Source organism: Aeromonas oralensis, from assembly GCF_049665575.1.
In the GTDB taxonomy this organism is placed as follows: Bacteria; Pseudomonadota; Gammaproteobacteria; order Enterobacterales; family Aeromonadaceae; genus Aeromonas; species Aeromonas hydrophila.
Genome location: NZ_CP187186.1, coordinates 3,715,698 through 3,734,228 on the forward strand (window position 1 = coordinate 3,715,698; position 18,531 = coordinate 3,734,228).

Below are 18,531 nucleotides of genomic sequence, written 5' to 3' on the forward strand. Positions count from 1 at the left end.
ATAGAGCAGAAAACACAGAGGTCAGGGCCGGTCGGCACTGGCCTCTTTTTTTGGGACCGTTCGACTACTCCTTCTGATCTTGAGAGCGGCTGGGATCACACCAGTGCGCAGCATCGATAGCTTCCCCCACGGCGAGACACCCGTATCGCGGTTTAGCGACCCAATGAGCCGCTTTGGCCTCACCGCCCTCTGAACCTCCACAACAAGATCATCCTGGCCTTCTCGGCCTTCTGAAACACACCTCCCCCTTCTGCCTGCCGCATCGGTCAACCACCCCATGACTGACAGTATTCGCAGCCCTGAGTAACCGTGTAGAGACCACGGTAATTTGCCACCGGATCCCACAAAGCAAGGGGGCCAGTTCGCACTGGCCCCCCTTCATCTTTTAGAATTTTTCGACATCTACCGGTATCTCTGACATGTCAGGTGAGGACTCAACCATCACGCACCCCGTCTCGCTCGTCGCGCGGCGGGTGAAACTCGGAGCGGAGGATGGAGACTCTCGGGATGCCCCCTCGTAACCCTCTATCTCTTCGATACCACCGGTAAAGCCCATCACCTTGTCGTGATCCAGCGCATAGTAATTACCAGCTCTATACTTGGTATCCCGGCTGGTGTTGCGCAACCGGATGTATTTTTTGTTATCTGGACCAGGCCGCAGATAACCATGTTTCTCAAGCCATGCAATCACCTGCTTGCCATATTGCGGGACCAACTCATCGAACCATGACACGCGCACCAAGAATTCATTACCTCGAATGAATCCCATGTGCTTATTCTCTTTCACCGAGTCAATGTCAGGAAACATCTGGCGGTTTCGGATCAGGGTATTGAGGAGTCCATGCGCGGCCAGAGATACATCATCAGGCTTCTCCCTTAATGAGGATGCCCATCGATTAGCCCCTTCGACTACTGCATCCAAAACCTCACTCTCAGTGAAGGGCAACACACCCAGCTCGATACCATACAAGCCGGTAGCCAGCGTCATGGCAAAGAAATCCAGACCTCGACGAATAAGCGGTGACTCGGTAGCACCATTGACCAAAGACTCCAAACGCCCGGCGCACTCATTAACCCGATCACGAGCCAACTGCTGCAACGCCTCATAGGAAGTGGCCTCCGGCAAGTTCAACAGCCCTTGCGCCAGAGCCGGGAGCGCTGTGCCGTAGTATTGACCACAGGCCGCCTTGAGTTGGTCAATCCGGGCTTTGGCTTGGGCCAGTGTTTCGCCCGGCAGCCTGGCATCATCCTGCAGGATCTCGATATTAAGCATCCGGACACGAGCGCCTGAGTTTACAGAGTCACGCAATTTGCGCAAAAAATCATCAGAGCTCATCTCGCCCGTCGAGAAAATGCAGAGCGCCGCTGTGTTTTTGGCTTCAATCAGAAGGCTATCTTTGTCACAACGCCCTTTGCTTTGCCCGTTTGTCATCGCATACATGAGCGAGCTGAAATTCCTCCCGGTGAATGAACCCAACTCGTCAAGTACCAACCCCATCCCATGGTGCATTTCAATGAGTGATATCAATGCATTGGAAGTATTGTGCCATTTTCTAATAGCAGACGTGCCATCCTCACTAGGGTCGGTAGCCCGTCCTACTGTACTCTGAGCCAGCATCGCTAGAGTCGTCTTCCCCACGGAGCTCAGGCCATGAACATGAACAATCGTTGAGGACTTTTGTAGCAGGTTTATCAACACATTGGTCAGCATCACCAATATCGAAAACACCATGATCGGGAACTGCCGTACTGGCTCCGCGAGATTCAGTTTCCAGGCTTTTAATAAACCTCTAGAACTCAGTTGCCCAAGCTGCTTGCGAAGTCGATATCGGCTTCGCTTTGCTGAGTGCCCATCTTCGCGGCTCAGGGTAGCTTCATGAGTCACATAGACCTGTTTTTCAGGCACAAAACCTGCCTGTTCAACCAAGTAAATGGACTTCATCAGCTCCATCTTCGCGCAGCCTAGTATAAAGCGCATCAGTCGGCTCTCTGTTCCTTGGTTGTAAAATAGTCGGTAAGAGCTCAGCGTTGTCTTGACTTTTTTCAGGTCGTTATGAATGTCCTTCAGAGATAACTGGAAGGTAACTACACTGCCATCAGGAGCAAGGCAAGCCAGCTCCACGGCTTCAAGCCGACCGTCTTTGTCCAGGTATGTGGCTATTGGCAATGTGACCCCCTCAAAGACCTCGGAGTGGGATTTACCAGCCATGAACATGACCTTGCCCTCAGGAGTGATCTTGAAATTTTCAGGGATAAATGGTGAGCCCAGCCACTCTGTCAGCTCCTTGATGCAGTGAGGCGACAAGGAGCCATCCCGCAAAACTAGACACTCATCTGGCTCTTTACCCTTATTGAGGGCTTGCCCCTCGTCAGAAGCATAAAAGGCGGCGTGCATATGCCTAACACGGAATGCCTCCAGCTCTTGAGCTACCTGCGCTCTTGTACAGTAATCATCATGAGGTTGCTCATCATGCGTTACCGATACCAGTAATGGCTGCGATCCAGGGGCGACCGTAGGGATCGATTCTGGCGCGGATGCCTCCTGATCCGAGTCCGGTACCGAGTCTGTCGGCGGTACACCCTGACTTGCCATCCTATCAATAGATGCTTGAGTCCCTGGACGACGGGCAAAACGCCTCTGGGGGTTATCACTACTAGATCTGGGTCTAAGCATAATTCTTTATGGGGGAGTCTCTTCCCCCATTCTCCAAAAAATTGTTAACAGGTGATGCGTGGGAGGTCCCACAAGGTGTGTAATTCGTTGACGGCCTTAACCAGCGTGGTATCGTGGAGGCGTGCATAACGCTCAGTCATTTTTGGCGAACTATGGCCTAGGACTTTTTGCAGCACATCCAGCGAGCAACCTTGGTTTAACAGCGATGTAGCGACGGTATGGCGGGCGTCATGCATGCGCACTCCTGATAGTCCGCAATCATTGCAGACTCGGTACCAATACCGCCGAGGTTCGGAAATCTGAGAAACACCATCCTGGCCTCTAAACAGCAGGCCGGTTGTGCCATGGCGCTGGAATTGGAGTTGAATCAACTCCAGCGCGAAATGATTTAGTGGTATGAGCCTTTCTCGACCAGACTTACTGGTGGGCAAATACGCAATCTGTTGATTGATATTACAATCTTGAAGTTGTAGCGCTCGGGCCTCACCCAGCCTGCACCCTGTTGCAAACAGGAACAGCAGAAGCCTAGCTTTTTCATCGCCGATGTCTTTCATCAAACGATGTACTACCTTATTCACCACCTCATCAGGCAACCCCTTGGGCGGCAAAACAGCTTCATGCTTTGCCGGAATGCCTGCTGCTGGCGATGATTTGATGATACCGCGCTCAAGAGCAAAGGACATGATGGCCTTTACCTGTGCCAAGTAGCGGTTCCGCGTGGCTACAGAGCGCGTTTTATTTGATGCTGTAAGAAAATCCTCGATGTCGAAACGGGTTACTCTATTTAATGGCTTGTGCCCTAGAGCTGCCACGATCGGCTTTACCCGAGACTCGATGGTTTTATGTGATCTATGAGTTGCTCGCACTGCGGGCAAGTATTTATCATGTATAAACTGTTCTACTGACAAGCTCGAAAGATAGGTTTGATTGAATCCCACTGGATCAAGTACAAACTCCGCTTTTAGCTTTCTTGCCTGCTCACGAATCTCTTTAACGCTGACTTCGTCCGTGCTCGCAATTTTTAACCGATAACGGACTTTATTTTTGGTGAAACTAAGACAACCAACCTTGCGACCAGTGGCATAAGTAATCCACGTAAGGGAACGCTCGTATTTATCTTTACTTTCACGCTGCTTTGAACTGCACTCCTCCAACTTGGTACTTTCTACAGTTGGAGCTACAGCCTGTTCGGGCATCGCACCTCCTATCATCTAGAGCCCCCACCGTGGTGACTCATGACAAGAATGTTGGACGAAGCAAAACCGAAAGGGAAGACCAGCTCCAGAGCGTAACCATCCGATAATGCCTTATAAAAACAAACTCCCCTGAACATGGTATGTTTTGTGCTTTACAAATTTTTCCCATAGCAGGTGAATCGAAATCAGTTTTTGCCCCCCTCTAAAGAATCAGAAAAAAGAAACTCAATGGAGTCTGATTTTGTGGCAGAAAAATATTTTTATTTTTTTTCCGTCCCCCCGACGTCCTGCTCGCTTTATGAGCTAAAACACCACATTGAGCACAAGTATTTACTTCCCCTACAGCTCTTGCTGTAGGGGGTTATCACTCTTCTTCAAACGCAGATACGGAAGTTGAGCGACCGGAGGTCCTTCGGTATCGACGCACCAAACCCCGTCTGGTCAATTTCTGGTAACTTTTCAGCGCACAAAAAACATGCAGGTTAGTTCATCAGTTTTTTGACAAAAAATGGGCTCACTTGTTGGGGGCTCGGGATGTGTGAGAGAGCGAAAAGGCAATTCCATAAAGGGAAAAAACCTCGATAGCAGAACCTACCGCCAACCGTATCCCGGTGTTGAGTCAGGGGCTTCTTGCACACTATCTCGCCACTTAGTTCACCCTATGCAAAAACATGCCAGAAACTGGGGCTGCAAGGTTGACACCCCAGCCCAGAAAGGGTTTAATGCGCGCCGTTGCCCAGATAGCTCAGTCGGTAGAGCAGGGGATTGAAAATCCCCGTGTCGGCGGTTCGATTCCGTCTCTGGGCACCACAATTCCTCCTTAGTTCAGTCGGTAGAACGGCGGACTGTTAATCCGTATGTCACTGGTTCAAGTCCAGTAGGAGGAGCCAAATTTGAAAAGCCCGCTCATCGAGCGGGCTTTTTTCATTTCGGTCAGCTGCCGTTGCAAGTTGCCAGCAGCAGGGTCGCCCCGCAGGTGGCACTGAACAGCAGCAAGCCGGTCTGCAGCACACCCTCCGGGTTTACCCGTTTCTCTTTTTTGCGAAATCGTATCCACTTAGGCTTCATCAAGCCCACCTCGTCCTGTTACGACCCCTGCCCCGTCGGCAGGCGAGCCATCTTTGTGCAGCCGCCCGCCGCCGTCAACTTCCTTGCCGACAATAAATTCATCACGCTGCCAGCGCCCGTTTTCCCTTCGTGACAATGTTAACAATTTGGAAAACCGGCGTGACCCGTTCCCACGCCGGGGCTATGATGAGGCCGACGATTTTCCTACCCTCAGGGAGACCCCAGATGAGCAGCCCGTTGCGTTACGTGCTGGACGGCATCCATTGCGAGCCCCGCTTCTTCACCGTGCCCCTCGACCACCAGCGACCGGATGACGAGGAGACCCTCACCCTGTTCGGCCGCACCCTCTGTCGCCAGGACCGGCTGCACGACGATCTGCCCTGGCTACTGTTCTTACAAGGCGGGCCCGGCTTTGGTGCCCCGCGTCCGACCGCCGACAGTGGCTGGATCAAGCGTGCCCTGCAGGAGTTTCGGGTGCTGCTGCTCGATCAGCGCGGCACCGGCCACTCCAGCCCCATCAGCGCCGATGCGCTGGCCCAGCTCACCGCCCCACAGCAGGCGGAGTACCTCGGCCTGTTTCGCGCCGACAGCATAGTGCGCGATGCCGAATACATTCGCGAGGTGCTGAGCCCGGGTCGCCCCTGGAGCCTGCTCGGCCAGAGCTTCGGCGGCTTTTGCAGCCTCACTTACCTCTCCCTGTTCCCGGACAGTCTGCACGAGGTCTACCTCACCGGCGGGGTGGCCCCCATCGGTCGCAGTGCCGACGAGGTCTACCGCGCCACCTACCAGCGGGTGGCCGACAAGAACCGCGCCTTCTTCGCCCGCTTCCCCCACGCCCAGGCCATCGCCAACCGGCTGGCTAACCACCTGCACAGCCATGAGGTGCGCCTGCCCAACGGCCAGCGCCTGACGGTGGAGCAGTTGCAGCAGCAGGGGCTGGATCTGGGTGCCAGCGGCGCCTTCGAGGAGCTCTACTACCTGCTGGAGGACGCCTTCATCGGCGAGCGGCTCAACCCAGCCTTCCTCTACCAAGTGCAGGCCATGCAGCCGTTCAACACCAACCCGGTGTTCGCCATCCTGCACGAGTCCATCTATTGCGAAGGGCGCGCCAGCAACTGGGCGGCCGAGCGGGTGAGAAGCGAATACCCGGCCCTGGCCTGGGCGCCGGGCAAGGATTTTGCCTTCACCGGCGAGATGATCTTCCCCTGGATGTTCGAGCAGTTTCGCGAGCTCATCCCGCTGAAAGAAGCCGCTCACCTGCTGGCCCAGAAAATGGACTGGGGTCCCCTCTACGACCCGGCGCAGCTGGCCCGCAACACCGTACCGGTGGCCTGCGCCGTCTATGCCGAGGACATGTATGTGGAGTTCGACTACTGCCGCGACACCCTCAAGGGGCTTGGCAACAGCCGCGCCTGGATCACCAACGAATACGAACACAACGGCCTGCGGGTTGATGGTGAGCAGATCCTGGACCGGCTCATCCGCATGAATCGGGATCACTGATCCCGCCGGGCTCGCGCCCGCAGCAAGACGACAATATCGAGGGCGACCCATGAGTCGCCCCGCCCCTCTGGAAGCAGCACAAAATAATAAGGACACCCATTGGATCATCCGGAAATCTCGGCGGGCTGGCTGAGCCGCCTCTTCTATCACTGGACCGGCCCGCTGCAGCGCAAGGGGCTGAGCGAGCCCCAGGTCAACCTCGACGATCTCTATCCCCTGCTGCCGGAAGACAGGCGCGATGGCCGCGCCGACGCCTTCCTCACTCTCACCGCCGCCCAGCCGGTGCGCCCCTGGCCCATCACCGCCTTCATCTGGCGCCATTACCGCGGGCGCATTGGCCTGCTCACCCTGCTGCAAATGCTCGGCATGCTGGCCACCCTGGCCAGCCCCTGGCTGCTCAACCACAGCATGACCCAGCTCGGTGCCGGCGCCCCCACCGAGCAGAAATTGCTGCTGGCGTTCGCCCTGTTTGCCTCGGTGCTCGCCTCCGGCATGCTGGCGGAGCACTCGCTGCAGCTGGCACTCAAAATGCACGTGCCCATCCGCCGTCTGCTGGCCGAGTCCCTGCTCGCCAAGGTGATGAAGCTGGGTGGCAAGAGTTTCGACGACCGGGCCGGTGGCCGGGTGCAGAACCTCATCAACCGGGACGTGTGGGACATCACTTGGATCCTGGCTGACCCCGCCATGCCGCTCACCATGCTGCTGCAACTGCTCGGCACCATCGCCCTGCTGGTGTGGCAGGTGGGCAGCGCCGGTCTGGTCGGCTTTGCCGTGCTCACCCTGCTGCTGCTCATCTCCACCCGGGTGGTGCGCCGCATGAACCAGCAGGAGCAACAGCTCAAGCGTCAACAGGACGAGCGCAACGGCATCCTGGCCGAATACATCAAGAAGCTGCGGCTGGTGCGCCAGAACGGGCTCGGCGCCTTCTTCACCCAAGCCGCCGGCCACAAGCGCCAGCAGGAGCTGGGGGTGCTGGGGCGAGTGCTCAGGCTCGATGCCATCAACGAGAGCCTGATGCTGAGCACCCCGCTGCTGGTGACCCTGGCCACCTTCACCACCTATCTGGTCTCGGGCAGAGAGCTCACCCTGCCCCAGGTGTTCACCACCATCGCCCTGTTCACCGTGCTGCGCATCCCCATGATGCGGCTGCCCTACCTCATCCGCACCCTGATCAACTTCAACACCGGCTTCAACCGGCTGTGCGAGTTCCTCAACAGCCCCGAGCAGCATCGGGATCTCACCGACCCCAGCTTGCCGGTGGGCGGCCTGCAGCTCGACAACGTCACCGCCCTGCACCAGCAAAAACCGGTGCTAGAAGGGATCCGTCTGCACATCGAGCCGGGGGAACTGGTGGGGATCACCGGTGCCACCGGGGCGGGCAAGAGCTGCCTGCTGCACCTCATCGCCGGTTTCGACAACGGCTTCGAGGGCAGCATCCGTCGCCACGGCCGGGTCGCTCATCTGGGCCACAAGCCCTGGCTGATGAACGACACCATCCGCAACAACATCCTGTTCGGTCAGCCCTGGCATGGCGAACGCTATCGCTGGGTATTGGGAGCCTGTGCGCTGGGTGCCGACCTCACCCTGCTCAGCCATGGCGACCAGACCCTGGTGGGCGAGCTGGGTACCCGCCTCTCCGGCGGCCAGCAACAGCGGGTCGCGCTGGCCCGCGCCCTCTACGCCCAGGCCGACATCCTGCTGCTGGACAACCCGCTCTCGGCACTCGACCCCATCGTCTCGGCCCAGGTGCTGGAGCAGGGGCTCGCCTTCAAGCCGGGGCCGACCCGGCTGCTGGTGAGCCACGACCCGGACGTGCTGGCCCACTGCGATCGGGTGATCCGCATCGAGCAGGGCCGACTGGTGGAGCTCGATGCCCACCAGCTGGCGGATCTCATCCAGCATCCCCGCCCCACCCCGCCGGTGCCGCCTCAGGAGGCGGAGCAGTTCAGCGAGGAGAAAGTGGTGGAAGGCAAGGTGGACTGGGGGCTGTTCGGCTTCATGTGGCAGCGCCTGGCCGCCCCCGGCGCCATCCTGCTCGCCCTGCTGCTCACTCTGGGCCAGGAGGGGCTGCGCATCGCCTCGGATCTCTGGCTCGGCGGCAAGGCCGGGGTGACCGGGGTGAGCGAGCTACTCGGCATCTATGTGCTGCTGGGGGCGGGCTCTCTCACCTGCATCATGGTGGTGCGGGTCATCAACTACAAACTCGGCCTCAAGCTGGCCTGGACCCTGTTTGACGGCATGCTGGGGCGCATCAGCCGCGCCCCCATGGCCTTCTTCGACAAGGTGCCGCAGGGACGCATCCTCAACCGCTTCGATCGGGATCTGGGGGAAGCCCAGGAGATCCTGCTGTCGATGCTGATGGGGCTGTTCGGCATGCTGGTGTCGGTGGCGCTGCAGGTGGTGGTGATCGGCGTCAACATGCCGCTGTTGCTGCTCATCGCCCCTCTGGTGGGCTGGGCCCTCTACGTGCTGCAGCGCCGCTACCGGGCGGTACAGCTCAAGCTGCGGCGACAGGCGTCGGTGCTGCGCTCGCCGCTCTACATCAGCATCAGCGAGACCATCCGCGGCGCCCCCGCCCTGCGCTTGGCCGGGGCCGAGCGCTTCGCGCTGGATCAGGTGCTGCTGCACTATGACAACAACCTGCGCAGCTGGTACACCACCACCTCCATCAACCGCTGGCTCGGCATGCACCAGACCCTGCTCTCCGCCGCCCTGGTGGGCGCCGTGGCGCTGATGGTGGCCTTTGGCAACAGCTCGCTGCTGGGGGCCGTGGCCATCACCTACGCCTTTACCGCTTCGGCCATGCTCAACTCCCTCATCCGCACCTTCGCCGAGGTGGAGCAGGTGATGAACGCGGTGGAGCGGGTGCGCGAATACAGCGAAATAGAGAGCGAGCGCCAGGAGGGGGAGGCCCTCGCCACCCCTCACCCTGCGGTGCGCTTCGACAACCTGGGGCTGCGTTATCCGCAGGCCAGCCAGTGGGCGCTGCACAAGGTCAACTTCGAGCTGGCCCCCGGCGAGAAGGTTGGCGTGTGCGGCCGCACCGGCGCTGGCAAGAGCTCGCTGCTGGGAGTGCTGCAGGCCATGTATCCCGCCTCTCAGGGGGAGATCTACTACGGCGAGCAGCCGCTGTCCCGGCTGGCACCGGAGGCGGTGCGCGATCTCTACGACACCGTCTCCCAAATCCCGCTCACCTTCTTCGGTACCCTGCGTGCCAATCTGGCTCCCCTGACCAAGCACGACGACGCGGCACTGGAGCTGGCGCTAGCCCGGGTGGGGCTGGCCGAGCGCTGCGCCGGCCGGCTGGACGAGGAGCTCGACAAGCTGCAGTTATCCGCCGGTGAGACCCAGCTGCTGGTGATCGCCCGCATCCTGCTGTCGCGCCGCCCGCTCATCGTGCTGGACGAAGCCACCTCGGATCTCGATCACATCGGCATGCGCAAGATGGCGGAGCTGCTCTATCGCTACCGGCCCGAGGCCAGCTATCTGGTGATCGCCCACCATCTGGAGCCGCTGCTGTCGGTGGACCGGGTGGTGGTGATGGAGGCCGGCACCGTGGTGGAGCAGGGCTCGCCGGTGAGCCTGCTGGCCAACTCCCACTCCCGCTTCCACCAGCTGTTCGTGGGTCAGGTGAACCGTCAGGTGCCCCAGACGGTGTGAGGGCCGAAAATGACAAGGGCTGCCCGCGGGCAGCCCTTGTTGCTTGAGGAGAGCCTCAACGCTCCATGATCTGGGTGACGTCATCCTTCTTGATCATCACCTCCCGCCCTTCGGTATCGTAATAGCGGTACATGCCGGTGCTCTCGTCCAGCTTGGGTTTGCTGTCGGTGGTGATCATCTTGCCATCCTTGGTGCTCATGATGTACTGAGAGCTGCACGCCACCAGTGCCAAGGCACACACCAGGATCATCATCAGTTGCTTCATCGCCTGTTTTGCCTCCCGCTTCACCCTCACCACGAGGGTGGTGTCTGAAGCCTAGTTCAACCAGATGAGCCCCGTTAACTCTGGTTACCGTAACAAGATCCACTCAAAGAATCAGTCAGTTAGCCACTGAGGATGGACTCTTCCCGACCAGTCGGGAAAAGAAAGGCCGGACATGGGTCCGGCCTGTTCTGTCATCGTCGTCGGTTACTTGGCGGGCTTGCGCTCGCCGGTTACGATGGGGTTCTTGGGATCGGCGCTCCACTCGTACCAGCCGCCGTCGTAGACGCTGATCCGCTTCCAGTCCATCAGCCAGGCGTAGAAGAACGCCTCGGAGGCACGCCAGCCGGTCCCGCAGTAGAAGGCGGCCTGCTGGGTCGGCTCTATGTTCCACTCGTCCCACATGGCGAGGATCTCGCGAGCCGGCTTCATGGTGCCATCCGGGTTGTGGAAGTCGCTCATGCTGTTGGCATCGACACCACCACGACCCCACTTGGCACCGGGAATGTCACCCTTCGGTTTGATGTAGCTGTAGCCGGAGGTGTTGCCGACGAACTCGTCCCAGGTGCGCACGCTGACCAGGGCGCCGTCGGGCTGTTTGAGCAGCTCCTTGGCCTGGCTCAGGGTGGTGTAGTACTCGGGATGGGCCGGAATGGCGACGCCGAACTCCTTGGCCGGGGTGAACTTGTTGGCCAGTCCGGTCTCGGTGCGCAGATGCTGCACGAACCAGGCATCCAGGCCGCCGTCCAGCACCCGTACGTCCTGCACGCCGGCATACATCATCAGGTGGGCCGCACGGGCCGCCGCCATGGTGTTGCGGCCGTAGAGGATGACGGTGGTGTCGTGGCGGATGCCGTTTTCCAGCAGCAGCGCCTTGAGCGCCTCGTCAGAGACCTTGTTCCACAGCGGCTCCTCTTCCAGCCGGTTGGTGTCGATGTAGCCGGCACCCGGGATGTGGCTCAGCAGATAGGCCTTGGGTGAACCCCACGCCACCTCGAACAGCTTCCAGTCGCCCTTGGGTGCAGCCACCACCGGCTTGCCCTCCTGCAGGTCGGCCAGCCAGCGCGGATAGACCAGCTGCTGCCAGCGGGCCAGATGCTCGCGCGGCGCAGTTTTCCAGCCCTGCAGCTCGAACAGCTGCTTGATGCCCTGCTGGCGCAGCAGGCGGGCCACTTCGGCCACCTCGCGCGGGGCACCGTAGAGCGCCACCGGCCGCTCGGCCTTCAGCCCCTTGGTCGCCAGTGCCACCGGCCACTCCTCATCGCTGTACTTCCACTCGGCGGAGAGGTTCTCGGCGCCGACCACGTGGCCGCCTTGCTGCTCGCCCTCCATCGGCCAACCCTGATAGAAGTAGCTGGCGCGGGTATCCAGAATGACCGCCTGCTTGGCGTTGGCATCCGTCAGCGAAAGCGGTGGCAGTTCGGCAGCCAGGGTCGGCAGGGCATGCCAGAGCAGCAAGGTTGCCAGGGTGGCCCGTAACAAGCTCATTATTCGTTTCATGGTGATCTCTCGATTCAGAGTGACAAGGTTAAAAAATGGAGCGGCCCAGACGCTCGGCCAGCAGTTCCAGCGCCGCCGTGCCCGCCAGCGAGTTGCCCGCCTTGTTGAGCTCGGGCGACCAGACACAGACGCACAATTCCCCCGGGATCAGGGCGATGATGCCCCCACCGACCCCGGATTTGCCCGGCATGCCGACCCGATAGGCAAAATCCCCCGCCTCGTCATAGAGGCCGCAGGTGGCGAGCAGGGCGTTGACCTGTTTGGTGGTGCGGGCCGGCAGCAAGGGGGTCGTCGCGCCCAGCGGCACCCCGCGATTGGCCAGATAGATGAATGCCCGCGCCAGATCGACGCAACTCATGCGGATCGCACAGGCATTGAAGTAGCTCTGCAGCACCTTGTCCACTTCGTTCTCGAAATTGCCATAAGCCTTCATCAGATAGGCGATGGCCGCGTTGCGGGCAGAGTGCTGATATTCGGAGCGGGCCACCACTTGATCCGCCATGATGGCCTGGTTGCCCGAGAGGCGGCGCACCAGCTCCAGGGTACGCTGGCGCGGCGCGGTGAGCCGGGTCTCCAGCAGATCGCTCACCACCAGGGCTCCGGCATTGATGAAGGGGTTGCGGGGAATGCCCTGCTCGAATTCCAGCTGCACCAGGGAGTTGAAGGGCTGGCCGGAGGGCTCCTTGCCGACCCGGGCCCAGATCTCCTCCTCCTGATAGAGGGTGAGCGCCAGCGTCAGGCTGAGGGCCTTGGAGATACTTTGGATCGAGAAGGGCTCGCAGGCATCACCGGCGGTGAACAGCTCCCCTTCCACGGTACAGACGGCGATCCCGAGCCGATCGGGCCGGCACCTGGGCCAGCGCCGGAATGTAGTCGGCCACCTTGCCCTGTCCGAGCAGCGGGCGCACCTCATCCAGGATGCTGGCCAGTAATTCGGATGACAACACCATAAGCGATTCCATAACTAACGTGGCGATCCCATCACCACCGACAAAAATCCCGCCAGCGGCGGGACTTGTCTATCTGCTGTCGCAGGCTGTCGACACCGGGGCGCCTGCCACAGCCAGCCTGTCATCAGGCCGGTTCACCGTACCAGAGGTCGAACAGCTCGGTGACCACCACGGCTTCCATCCCCTTGCCTTCCAGCCAGGCTTTGACGGCGGCGCGGTCTTCTTCGCTGCATTTGCCCAGCTGCTGGGTGCAGATCATCCCTTCCCAGGCCAGGTGGCCGGAGCCGGCGAAGGCCAGCTTGCGGGGTTCGATCACTTCATCGATCATCGCGTCGACTACCGCATCGATGGTCTCTTCGGCGGTACCGACCGGGAAGTTGAAACTGATGTCGAAGCCCATTTCCTGGAATTCATCGACGCGCAGTTTCTTGCGCAGGCGGCGGCTACGATTGGCCATGATAGCTCCTTCAGTTAGTTGACACGTTTGAAAATCAGATCCCAAACCCCGTGGCCGAGACGGTGGCCACGTTGTTCGAATTTGGTCAGCGGGCGCCAGTCTGGACGCGGCACCCAGTTGCCGGTGGCAGAGGTGTTCTCATACCCCTCGGCGGCACTCATCACTTCCAGCATGTGCTCGGCGTAGTTTTCCCAGTCGGTGGCCATGTGGAACACGCCACCGATGGCCAGCTTCTGGCGAATGTCCTGGGCAAAGGCCGGCTGCACGATGCGGCGCTTGTGGTGACGGCTCTTGTGCCAGGGATCCGGGAAGAACAGCTGCAGGCAGGCGAGCGAGCCGTTCGGGATCATGTGCTCCAGCACCTCCACCGCGTCGTGGCAGATGACACGCAGGTTGGTGACTCCCGCCTCCTGGGCGGTACCAAGGCAGGCACCGACACCAGGCGAGTGCACTTCGATGCCGATGAAGTTCTTCTCGGGGGCATTCTTGGCCATCTCCACCAGGGAGGCGCCCATGCCGAAGCCGATTTCCAGCACCACCGGGGCCTCGCGGCCAAACAGGGCAACCAGATCGAGCGGCTCCGGTGCGAAATCGATACCCATGACCGGCCAGAGCTCTTCCAGAGCCTTCTCCTGCCCTTTGGTCAGGCGGCCTTCGCGACGGACAAAGCTGCGGATCTTGCGCATGAACTTGCCGTCTTCGTTAAATACATCTTGGGTCACTGGCATAATCAAATTGCTCGTTATTGCATCGGTCTGGGTCACAGACGACATAAATGGATTGCTCGTTATCTCGTCGTGCTGATCACAGACGACCGAGATGAATTGCTCGTTGTTTCATCGTTCCACCTCACCGACGAACGCGACATTGTTCGTCATTTCATCGCTCGGCGAAACAGGGTAGCGAATTATCCCAAGATAGGCTCAGGGCGCAAGTGTTTCGCGCAACAAATCCCCCGGCACTGACCAATTCCGCCACTGCGATTGACAAATGCCACCCCCTTCACAGAATCTGCCAGGCGCCGGGTGCATCCTGACCTGCGCAAATAAAACCATACACAACAAAGGATTGCAGTATGAAACACACAGCATTGGCGTTTGCCATCACAGCCCTGCTGGCCGGGTGCAACACCTCCAGCAACGATTCTCAGGCCCCCTCCGCCGCCGAGCAGGCCTATGAATACCTGGTGCAGCTGAGTTCCACCGCCGAGGGGATCGGCGCCAGACCCACCGGCAGCGAGGCCGAGACCCGCGCCGCCGCCTGGATCCAGGACCACCTGGCTGGCTGGGGTTATGAGGTGCAGAACCAGCCCTTCACCTACACCAAGAGCGGGGCCAGCAAGACCTCCCAGAACCTGGTCGCCGAGCTCAAGGGCAAGAGCGACAAGGTGATCCTGATCGGTGCCCACTATGACAGCACCGGCGACAAGAAGGGCTCCGAGGGGGCCACCGACAACGGTGCCGGCGTCGCCGCCCTGCTGGCGGTGGCCGAAGCGCTCAAGGGACAGACCCTGCCCTACACGGTGCGCTTCGCCTTCTTCGGCGCCGAAGAGAACGGCCTCAACGGCTCCAAAGCCTATGCAGCCAGCCTCGACAGTGCCGCCGTCGCCAAGCTGCTGGCCATGGTGAACTACGACACCATCGCCGGAGGCGACATCGTCTACGTCCACTCGGCCCACTCCGACGTGGCCGAGTACAACTGCGCCGATCCGAGCCGCTACAGCTTCGATCCCAAGGTGAGGGATCGCCTGCTGGCCATCTCCAAGCAGACCGCCACCCCGTTTGCCATTCACCCCAGCTACAGCGGCTACCCGGAAGGGGAGACCGGCAGCTGGTCCGATCATGCGCCGTTCGCCTGCCTCGGAGTGCCCATCGCCTACGTGGAGGCCACCAACTTCACCATCAACGGGGCGGATGGCTACGACGGCTACTCCCAGACCACCAATCCGGCGTTGTGGGACTGCTACGACGATGCCACCAAGAGTGCCTGCGATCGGGACAGCGAAACCCAGTGGGGCAAGATCTGGCATACCCAGTATGACCGCCTCGACAAGATGGCCGAACTGTTCCCGGGCCGGGTACAGCAGCAGCTCGGAGCCAACACCGAGCTGATGATCCGCTTCCTCAAGGAGCCGGGACTGTAACGGGTCACGCCGGGGCTTTTGCGCCTCATGGCCGTCCCCGACCGATAAAATTCGGGCAGGTGCCAAACCTGCCCTTTTTTATCGATTTTTGTTACAGCCATTGCCTCATTTTTTAAATCTGATACAAACGGATAACTTGGCGGTCGAATGGAGCGACCGCTCACCATGCCAGAGAGAATCCTATGCAGCCGTTTTTTGCCCAGCGCTTCAAGAAGGTAGAGCCTTCCTTCATCCGCGAGATCCTCAAGGTCGCCGCCAATCCGGAGATCATCTCTTTCGCCGGCGGCCTGCCCAATCCGCACCTGTTCCCGGTCAAGGCCATCGACCAGGCCTGCCAGGACGTGCTGCGCGAACAGGGCGCCGCAGCCCTGCAGTATGCCGCCACCGAGGGCTTCGCCCCGCTGCGCCAGTACATCGCCGACCGCTATCTGGCCCGCCACGGCATGCAGGTCAATCCGGACAACATCCTCATCACCAGCGGCTCCCAGCAGGCGCTGGATCTGCTGGGCAAGGTGCTGATCGACGAGGGGCAGGATCTCATCATCGAGGAGCCGGGCTATCTCGGTGCCATCCAGGCCTTCTCTGTCTATCAGCCGGCCTTCAAGCCCATCACCCTGGGTGAAGAGGGGCTGGATCTGGCGGCGCTGGATGCGCTGCTGGCGAGCGGCTCCAACGCCAAGCTGCTGTACGGCGTGCCCAACTTCCAAAACCCGAGCGGCGTCTCCTACAGCCGTGCCAACCGCGAGGCACTGGCGCAGCGGCTGGTGCGCCACGAGCTGTTGATGGTGGAAGACGACCCCTATGGCGAGCTGCGCTTCGAGGGCGAACACCTGCCCCCCATTGCCAAGCTGGCGCCAAACAATACCGTGCTGCTCGGCTCCTTCTCCAAGACCGTCGTCCCGGCCTTCCGCCTCGGCTGGATGCTGGTGCCGGACTGGCTGCGCAAGAAGGTCACCATCGCCAAACAGGCCACCGACCTGCACAGCAACGCCTTCAGCCAGCAGGTGCTGCACCGCTTCCTGATCGACAACTCGCTGGATGCCCATCTGGAGAAGATCAAGGAGGTCTATGGCCGCCAGCGTGCCGCCATGGAGGCCGCCCTGGCCCGTCACTGCCCGCCCGGAGTCAGCTATACCCGACCCGAGGGTGGCATGTTCCTCTGGCTGACCCTGCCCGCCAGTGTCAGCGCCATGGCGCTGTTTGACGAGGCGATCAAGGAGAAGGTGGCCTTCGTACCGGGCGCCCCCTTCTATGTGCGCCCCGAGATCCAGAACACCCTGCGCCTGAGCTTCTCCTGCGTGGATGAAGCCACCATCGAGGAAGGGGTCAAGCGCCTGTGCCGCGCCCTCGCCCGCATGCTCTGACCAGCTTCGGGGCGAAAAAAAAACCAGCGACCTCGGTCGCTGGTTTTTTATGCGGGCAATTTGGCTCAACCCTGCGCCAGCAGGCCGGCAAACTCCTTCATCGGCATCGGCCTGCCATACAGATAGCCCTGCAGGAAGTTCACCTGACGTGCCCGCAGATAGGCGGCCTGCACCTCGTTCTCCACCCCTTCGGCAACCAGCAGCAGACCGAGCCTAGTCGCCAGATCGATGACGTTCTCGACGATGTGGCTGGAGAGGGCATCGGAGCCGATCATGCCGACGAAGCTCTGGTCGATCTTGAGAAAGTCGACCTGGAACTGCTGCAGATAGGTGAGGCTGGAGTGGCCGGTGCCGAAGTCGTCGATGGCGATGAAAACCCCCAGCTGATGCAGCTCGGCAAACAAGCGGTCGGTCGTCTCGTCGGCCACGATCAGCTCCCGCTCGGTCAGCTCCAGCACCAGCTTGATGGGGTTCTCCCGAAACGCATTGATGAAGTCGCGGCAATCCTCCAGCAGGCTCATGTCCTTGCAGTGGCTGGCGCTGATGTTGAAGCCGAAGTGGAACCCTCTTGGCAGGCTGTGCACTCGGCCTGCGAACTGTTCGCGCACTTGCTCCATCAGCAGCCTGGTCATGGGCACGATGAGACCGCTGTCTTCAGCCAGCGGAATGAAGCGATCCGGCGAGATGAGGCCCTGGCGCGGATGCTGCCAGCGCATCAGCACCTCGCAGCCGCTCCAGTGGGCGTCGTCACCGGTCACCACGGGTTGCAGATAGGGGATGAACTCCCGCTGATCCAGCGCCCGCCGCAGCTCCTGAGAGGGCGAAGTCGAGCGGCCGGCCAGCCAGTAGACCAGGCAGCCCGCCAGCAGACCCAGCAATGGGTAGATGATGAGACTGGCCCGAGAGTAGTTCCAGATATGGCTGCCGTACTCGTCGTGGGAGAGATCCGTAACCACCCGAAACGGGTACTTGCCGGAGGTCTGCTCCAGCGACCCCAGCGCCACGGGCGGCACCTCGTCGTGGATCTGACCGTCGGCCAGCATACTCTGCGCCCCGATCACCAGGGTCAGCGGCGAGTTGCGGCTGAGCATGTCGAGGATGTTGTGCAGGTAGTAGCCATCGATGCCGACCAGTACGCTGTACTCCCCTACCGGTTGGCGGTAGACCACCAGAGGCCGACCCGGCGTCACCGGATTGCCCCGCATCAGATCCAGCTGACCATTGGCATAATCGGCCAGCGTGAAGGGGCCCTGATAGGGACCGTAGAGCGAGGAGCAGTAGACCACTTCCCCTTTGGCCAGGTTGACGGTGCGAACGTCCGGCACGGTCGCCACCTGATCCCGTAGCCCCTGCACCACCTCCTCGCAGGGGCGCCCCACGCTGCCCTGCACCATGGCCGCCGCTTGATGGGCGTGATCCAGGGTGCGCTCCAGCATCTCCCTGGCATGGAGCAGACGCTCTTCGGCATCCTGCTTCATGCCGGCAAAGGTCTGCCAAGAGACGATCAGTACCCCGAGCAGCAGGGGAAGCAGGCCGGCCAGCAACGCCGCCCCCAGCCTGGTATAAAACTGGCGCAACCTCAAACGACGAAACGGCATACCCACCCTCGCGGCAACGGTGAAAAAGCGGACGAGTCTACTCCTATCCCCTTCTCTGACAACCCTTTCTGACAATTCTGACGGCAGAGCGGAGCGCTCTGACGAACACTATATCGCGTCTGCAGCGGGGCGACAGCGGCAGTCGCTGCCATTCCT

The 18,531-nt window shown here is 60.5% G+C and carries 12 protein-coding genes, 2 tRNA genes and 1 pseudogene; 6 read left to right on the plus strand and 9 right to left on the minus strand.

Going from position 1 to position 18,531, the window contains the following annotated elements:
• Nucleotides 1–385: 385 nt before the first annotated feature.
• Nucleotides 386–2,395, minus strand: a complete 2,010-nt coding sequence (locus ACPDZI_RS17265; RefSeq protein ID WP_323094530.1) for a DUF927 domain-containing protein — start codon at nt 2,393–2,395, stop codon at nt 386–388.
• Between the two features lie 323 nt (nt 2,396–2,718).
• Nucleotides 2,719–3,870, minus strand: a complete 1,152-nt coding sequence (locus ACPDZI_RS17270) for a tyrosine-type recombinase/integrase (protein WP_323094531.1) — start codon at nt 3,868–3,870, stop codon at nt 2,719–2,721.
• A gap of 734 nt (nt 3,871–4,604) precedes the next feature.
• Between ACPDZI_RS17270 and ACPDZI_RS17275 the strand changes: the two genes are divergently transcribed.
• Nucleotides 4,605–4,680 (plus strand) — tRNA-Phe (locus tag ACPDZI_RS17275).
• Between the two features lie 4 nt (nt 4,681–4,684).
• Nucleotides 4,685–4,760, plus strand: a tRNA-Asn gene (locus ACPDZI_RS17280).
• Nucleotides 4,761–4,803: 43 nt separating this feature from the next.
• Here the strand turns inward: ACPDZI_RS17280 and ACPDZI_RS17285 are convergent.
• Nucleotides 4,804–4,938, minus strand: coding sequence for a hypothetical protein (locus ACPDZI_RS17285; protein WP_011707223.1), 135 nt, complete (start codon nt 4,936–4,938; stop codon nt 4,804–4,806).
• A 225-nt stretch (nt 4,939–5,163) separates the two neighbouring features.
• On the opposite strand from ACPDZI_RS17285, the gene ACPDZI_RS17290 reads away from it, so the two are divergent.
• Both ACPDZI_RS17290 and ACPDZI_RS17295 read left to right on the plus strand, forming a co-directional pair.
• Complete coding sequence (locus ACPDZI_RS17290; RefSeq protein ID WP_438833537.1) at nt 5,164–6,441, plus strand: alpha/beta hydrolase; 1,278 nt, start codon at nt 5,164–5,166, stop codon at nt 6,439–6,441.
• A 99-nt stretch (nt 6,442–6,540) separates the two neighbouring features.
• Nucleotides 6,541–10,101 carry an ATP-binding cassette domain-containing protein gene (locus ACPDZI_RS17295; protein WP_438833538.1) on the plus strand — a complete coding sequence of 1,187 codons (3,561 nt, stop codon included), beginning with the start codon at nt 6,541–6,543 and terminating at the stop codon, nt 10,099–10,101.
• Between the two features lie 55 nt (nt 10,102–10,156).
• Here ACPDZI_RS17295 and ACPDZI_RS17300 read toward each other — a convergent pair whose 3' ends face one another.
• The 5 genes and pseudogenes from ACPDZI_RS17300 to trmB all read right to left on the minus strand — a co-directional run bounded on the left by ACPDZI_RS17300 (nt 10,157) and on the right by trmB (nt 13,998).
• A complete protein-coding gene (locus tag ACPDZI_RS17300; protein WP_016351843.1) occupies nt 10,157–10,366 on the minus strand; it encodes a YgdI/YgdR family lipoprotein in 210 nt (69 codons plus the stop codon).
• Between the two features lie 204 nt (nt 10,367–10,570).
• Nucleotides 10,571–11,863: a sulfurtransferase gene (locus ACPDZI_RS17305; RefSeq protein ID WP_268032225.1), complete on the minus strand. Its 1,293-nt coding sequence runs from the start codon at nt 11,861–11,863 to the stop codon at nt 10,571–10,573.
• A 28-nt stretch (nt 11,864–11,891) separates the two neighbouring features.
• Nucleotides 11,892–12,813, minus strand: a pseudogene (gene glsB, locus ACPDZI_RS17310) (glutaminase B).
• Between the two features lie 124 nt (nt 12,814–12,937).
• The gene (locus ACPDZI_RS17315) at nt 12,938–13,270 is read right to left on the minus strand and encodes a YggL family protein (RefSeq protein WP_011707230.1); all 333 of its coding nucleotides are present in this window, start codon (nt 13,268–13,270) and stop codon (nt 12,938–12,940) included.
• A gap of 14 nt (nt 13,271–13,284) precedes the next feature.
• Complete coding sequence (trmB, locus tag ACPDZI_RS17320) at nt 13,285–13,998, minus strand: tRNA (guanosine(46)-N7)-methyltransferase TrmB (RefSeq protein WP_017410916.1); 714 nt, start codon at nt 13,996–13,998, stop codon at nt 13,285–13,287.
• A 347-nt stretch (nt 13,999–14,345) separates the two neighbouring features.
• Between trmB and ACPDZI_RS17325 the strand changes: the two genes are divergently transcribed.
• Both ACPDZI_RS17325 and ACPDZI_RS17330 read left to right on the plus strand, forming a co-directional pair.
• Nucleotides 14,346–15,413: a M28 family metallopeptidase gene (locus ACPDZI_RS17325; protein WP_043161362.1), complete on the plus strand. Its 1,068-nt coding sequence runs from the start codon at nt 14,346–14,348 to the stop codon at nt 15,411–15,413.
• Between the two features lie 182 nt (nt 15,414–15,595).
• Complete coding sequence (locus tag ACPDZI_RS17330; RefSeq protein WP_438833539.1) at nt 15,596–16,777, plus strand: PLP-dependent aminotransferase family protein; 1,182 nt, start codon at nt 15,596–15,598, stop codon at nt 16,775–16,777.
• A gap of 65 nt (nt 16,778–16,842) precedes the next feature.
• On the opposite strand, the gene ACPDZI_RS17335 is transcribed toward ACPDZI_RS17330, so the two are convergent.
• Complete coding sequence (locus ACPDZI_RS17335) at nt 16,843–18,375, minus strand: EAL domain-containing protein (RefSeq protein ID WP_438833540.1); 1,533 nt, start codon at nt 18,373–18,375, stop codon at nt 16,843–16,845.
• Nucleotides 18,376–18,531: the final 156 nt, after the last annotated feature.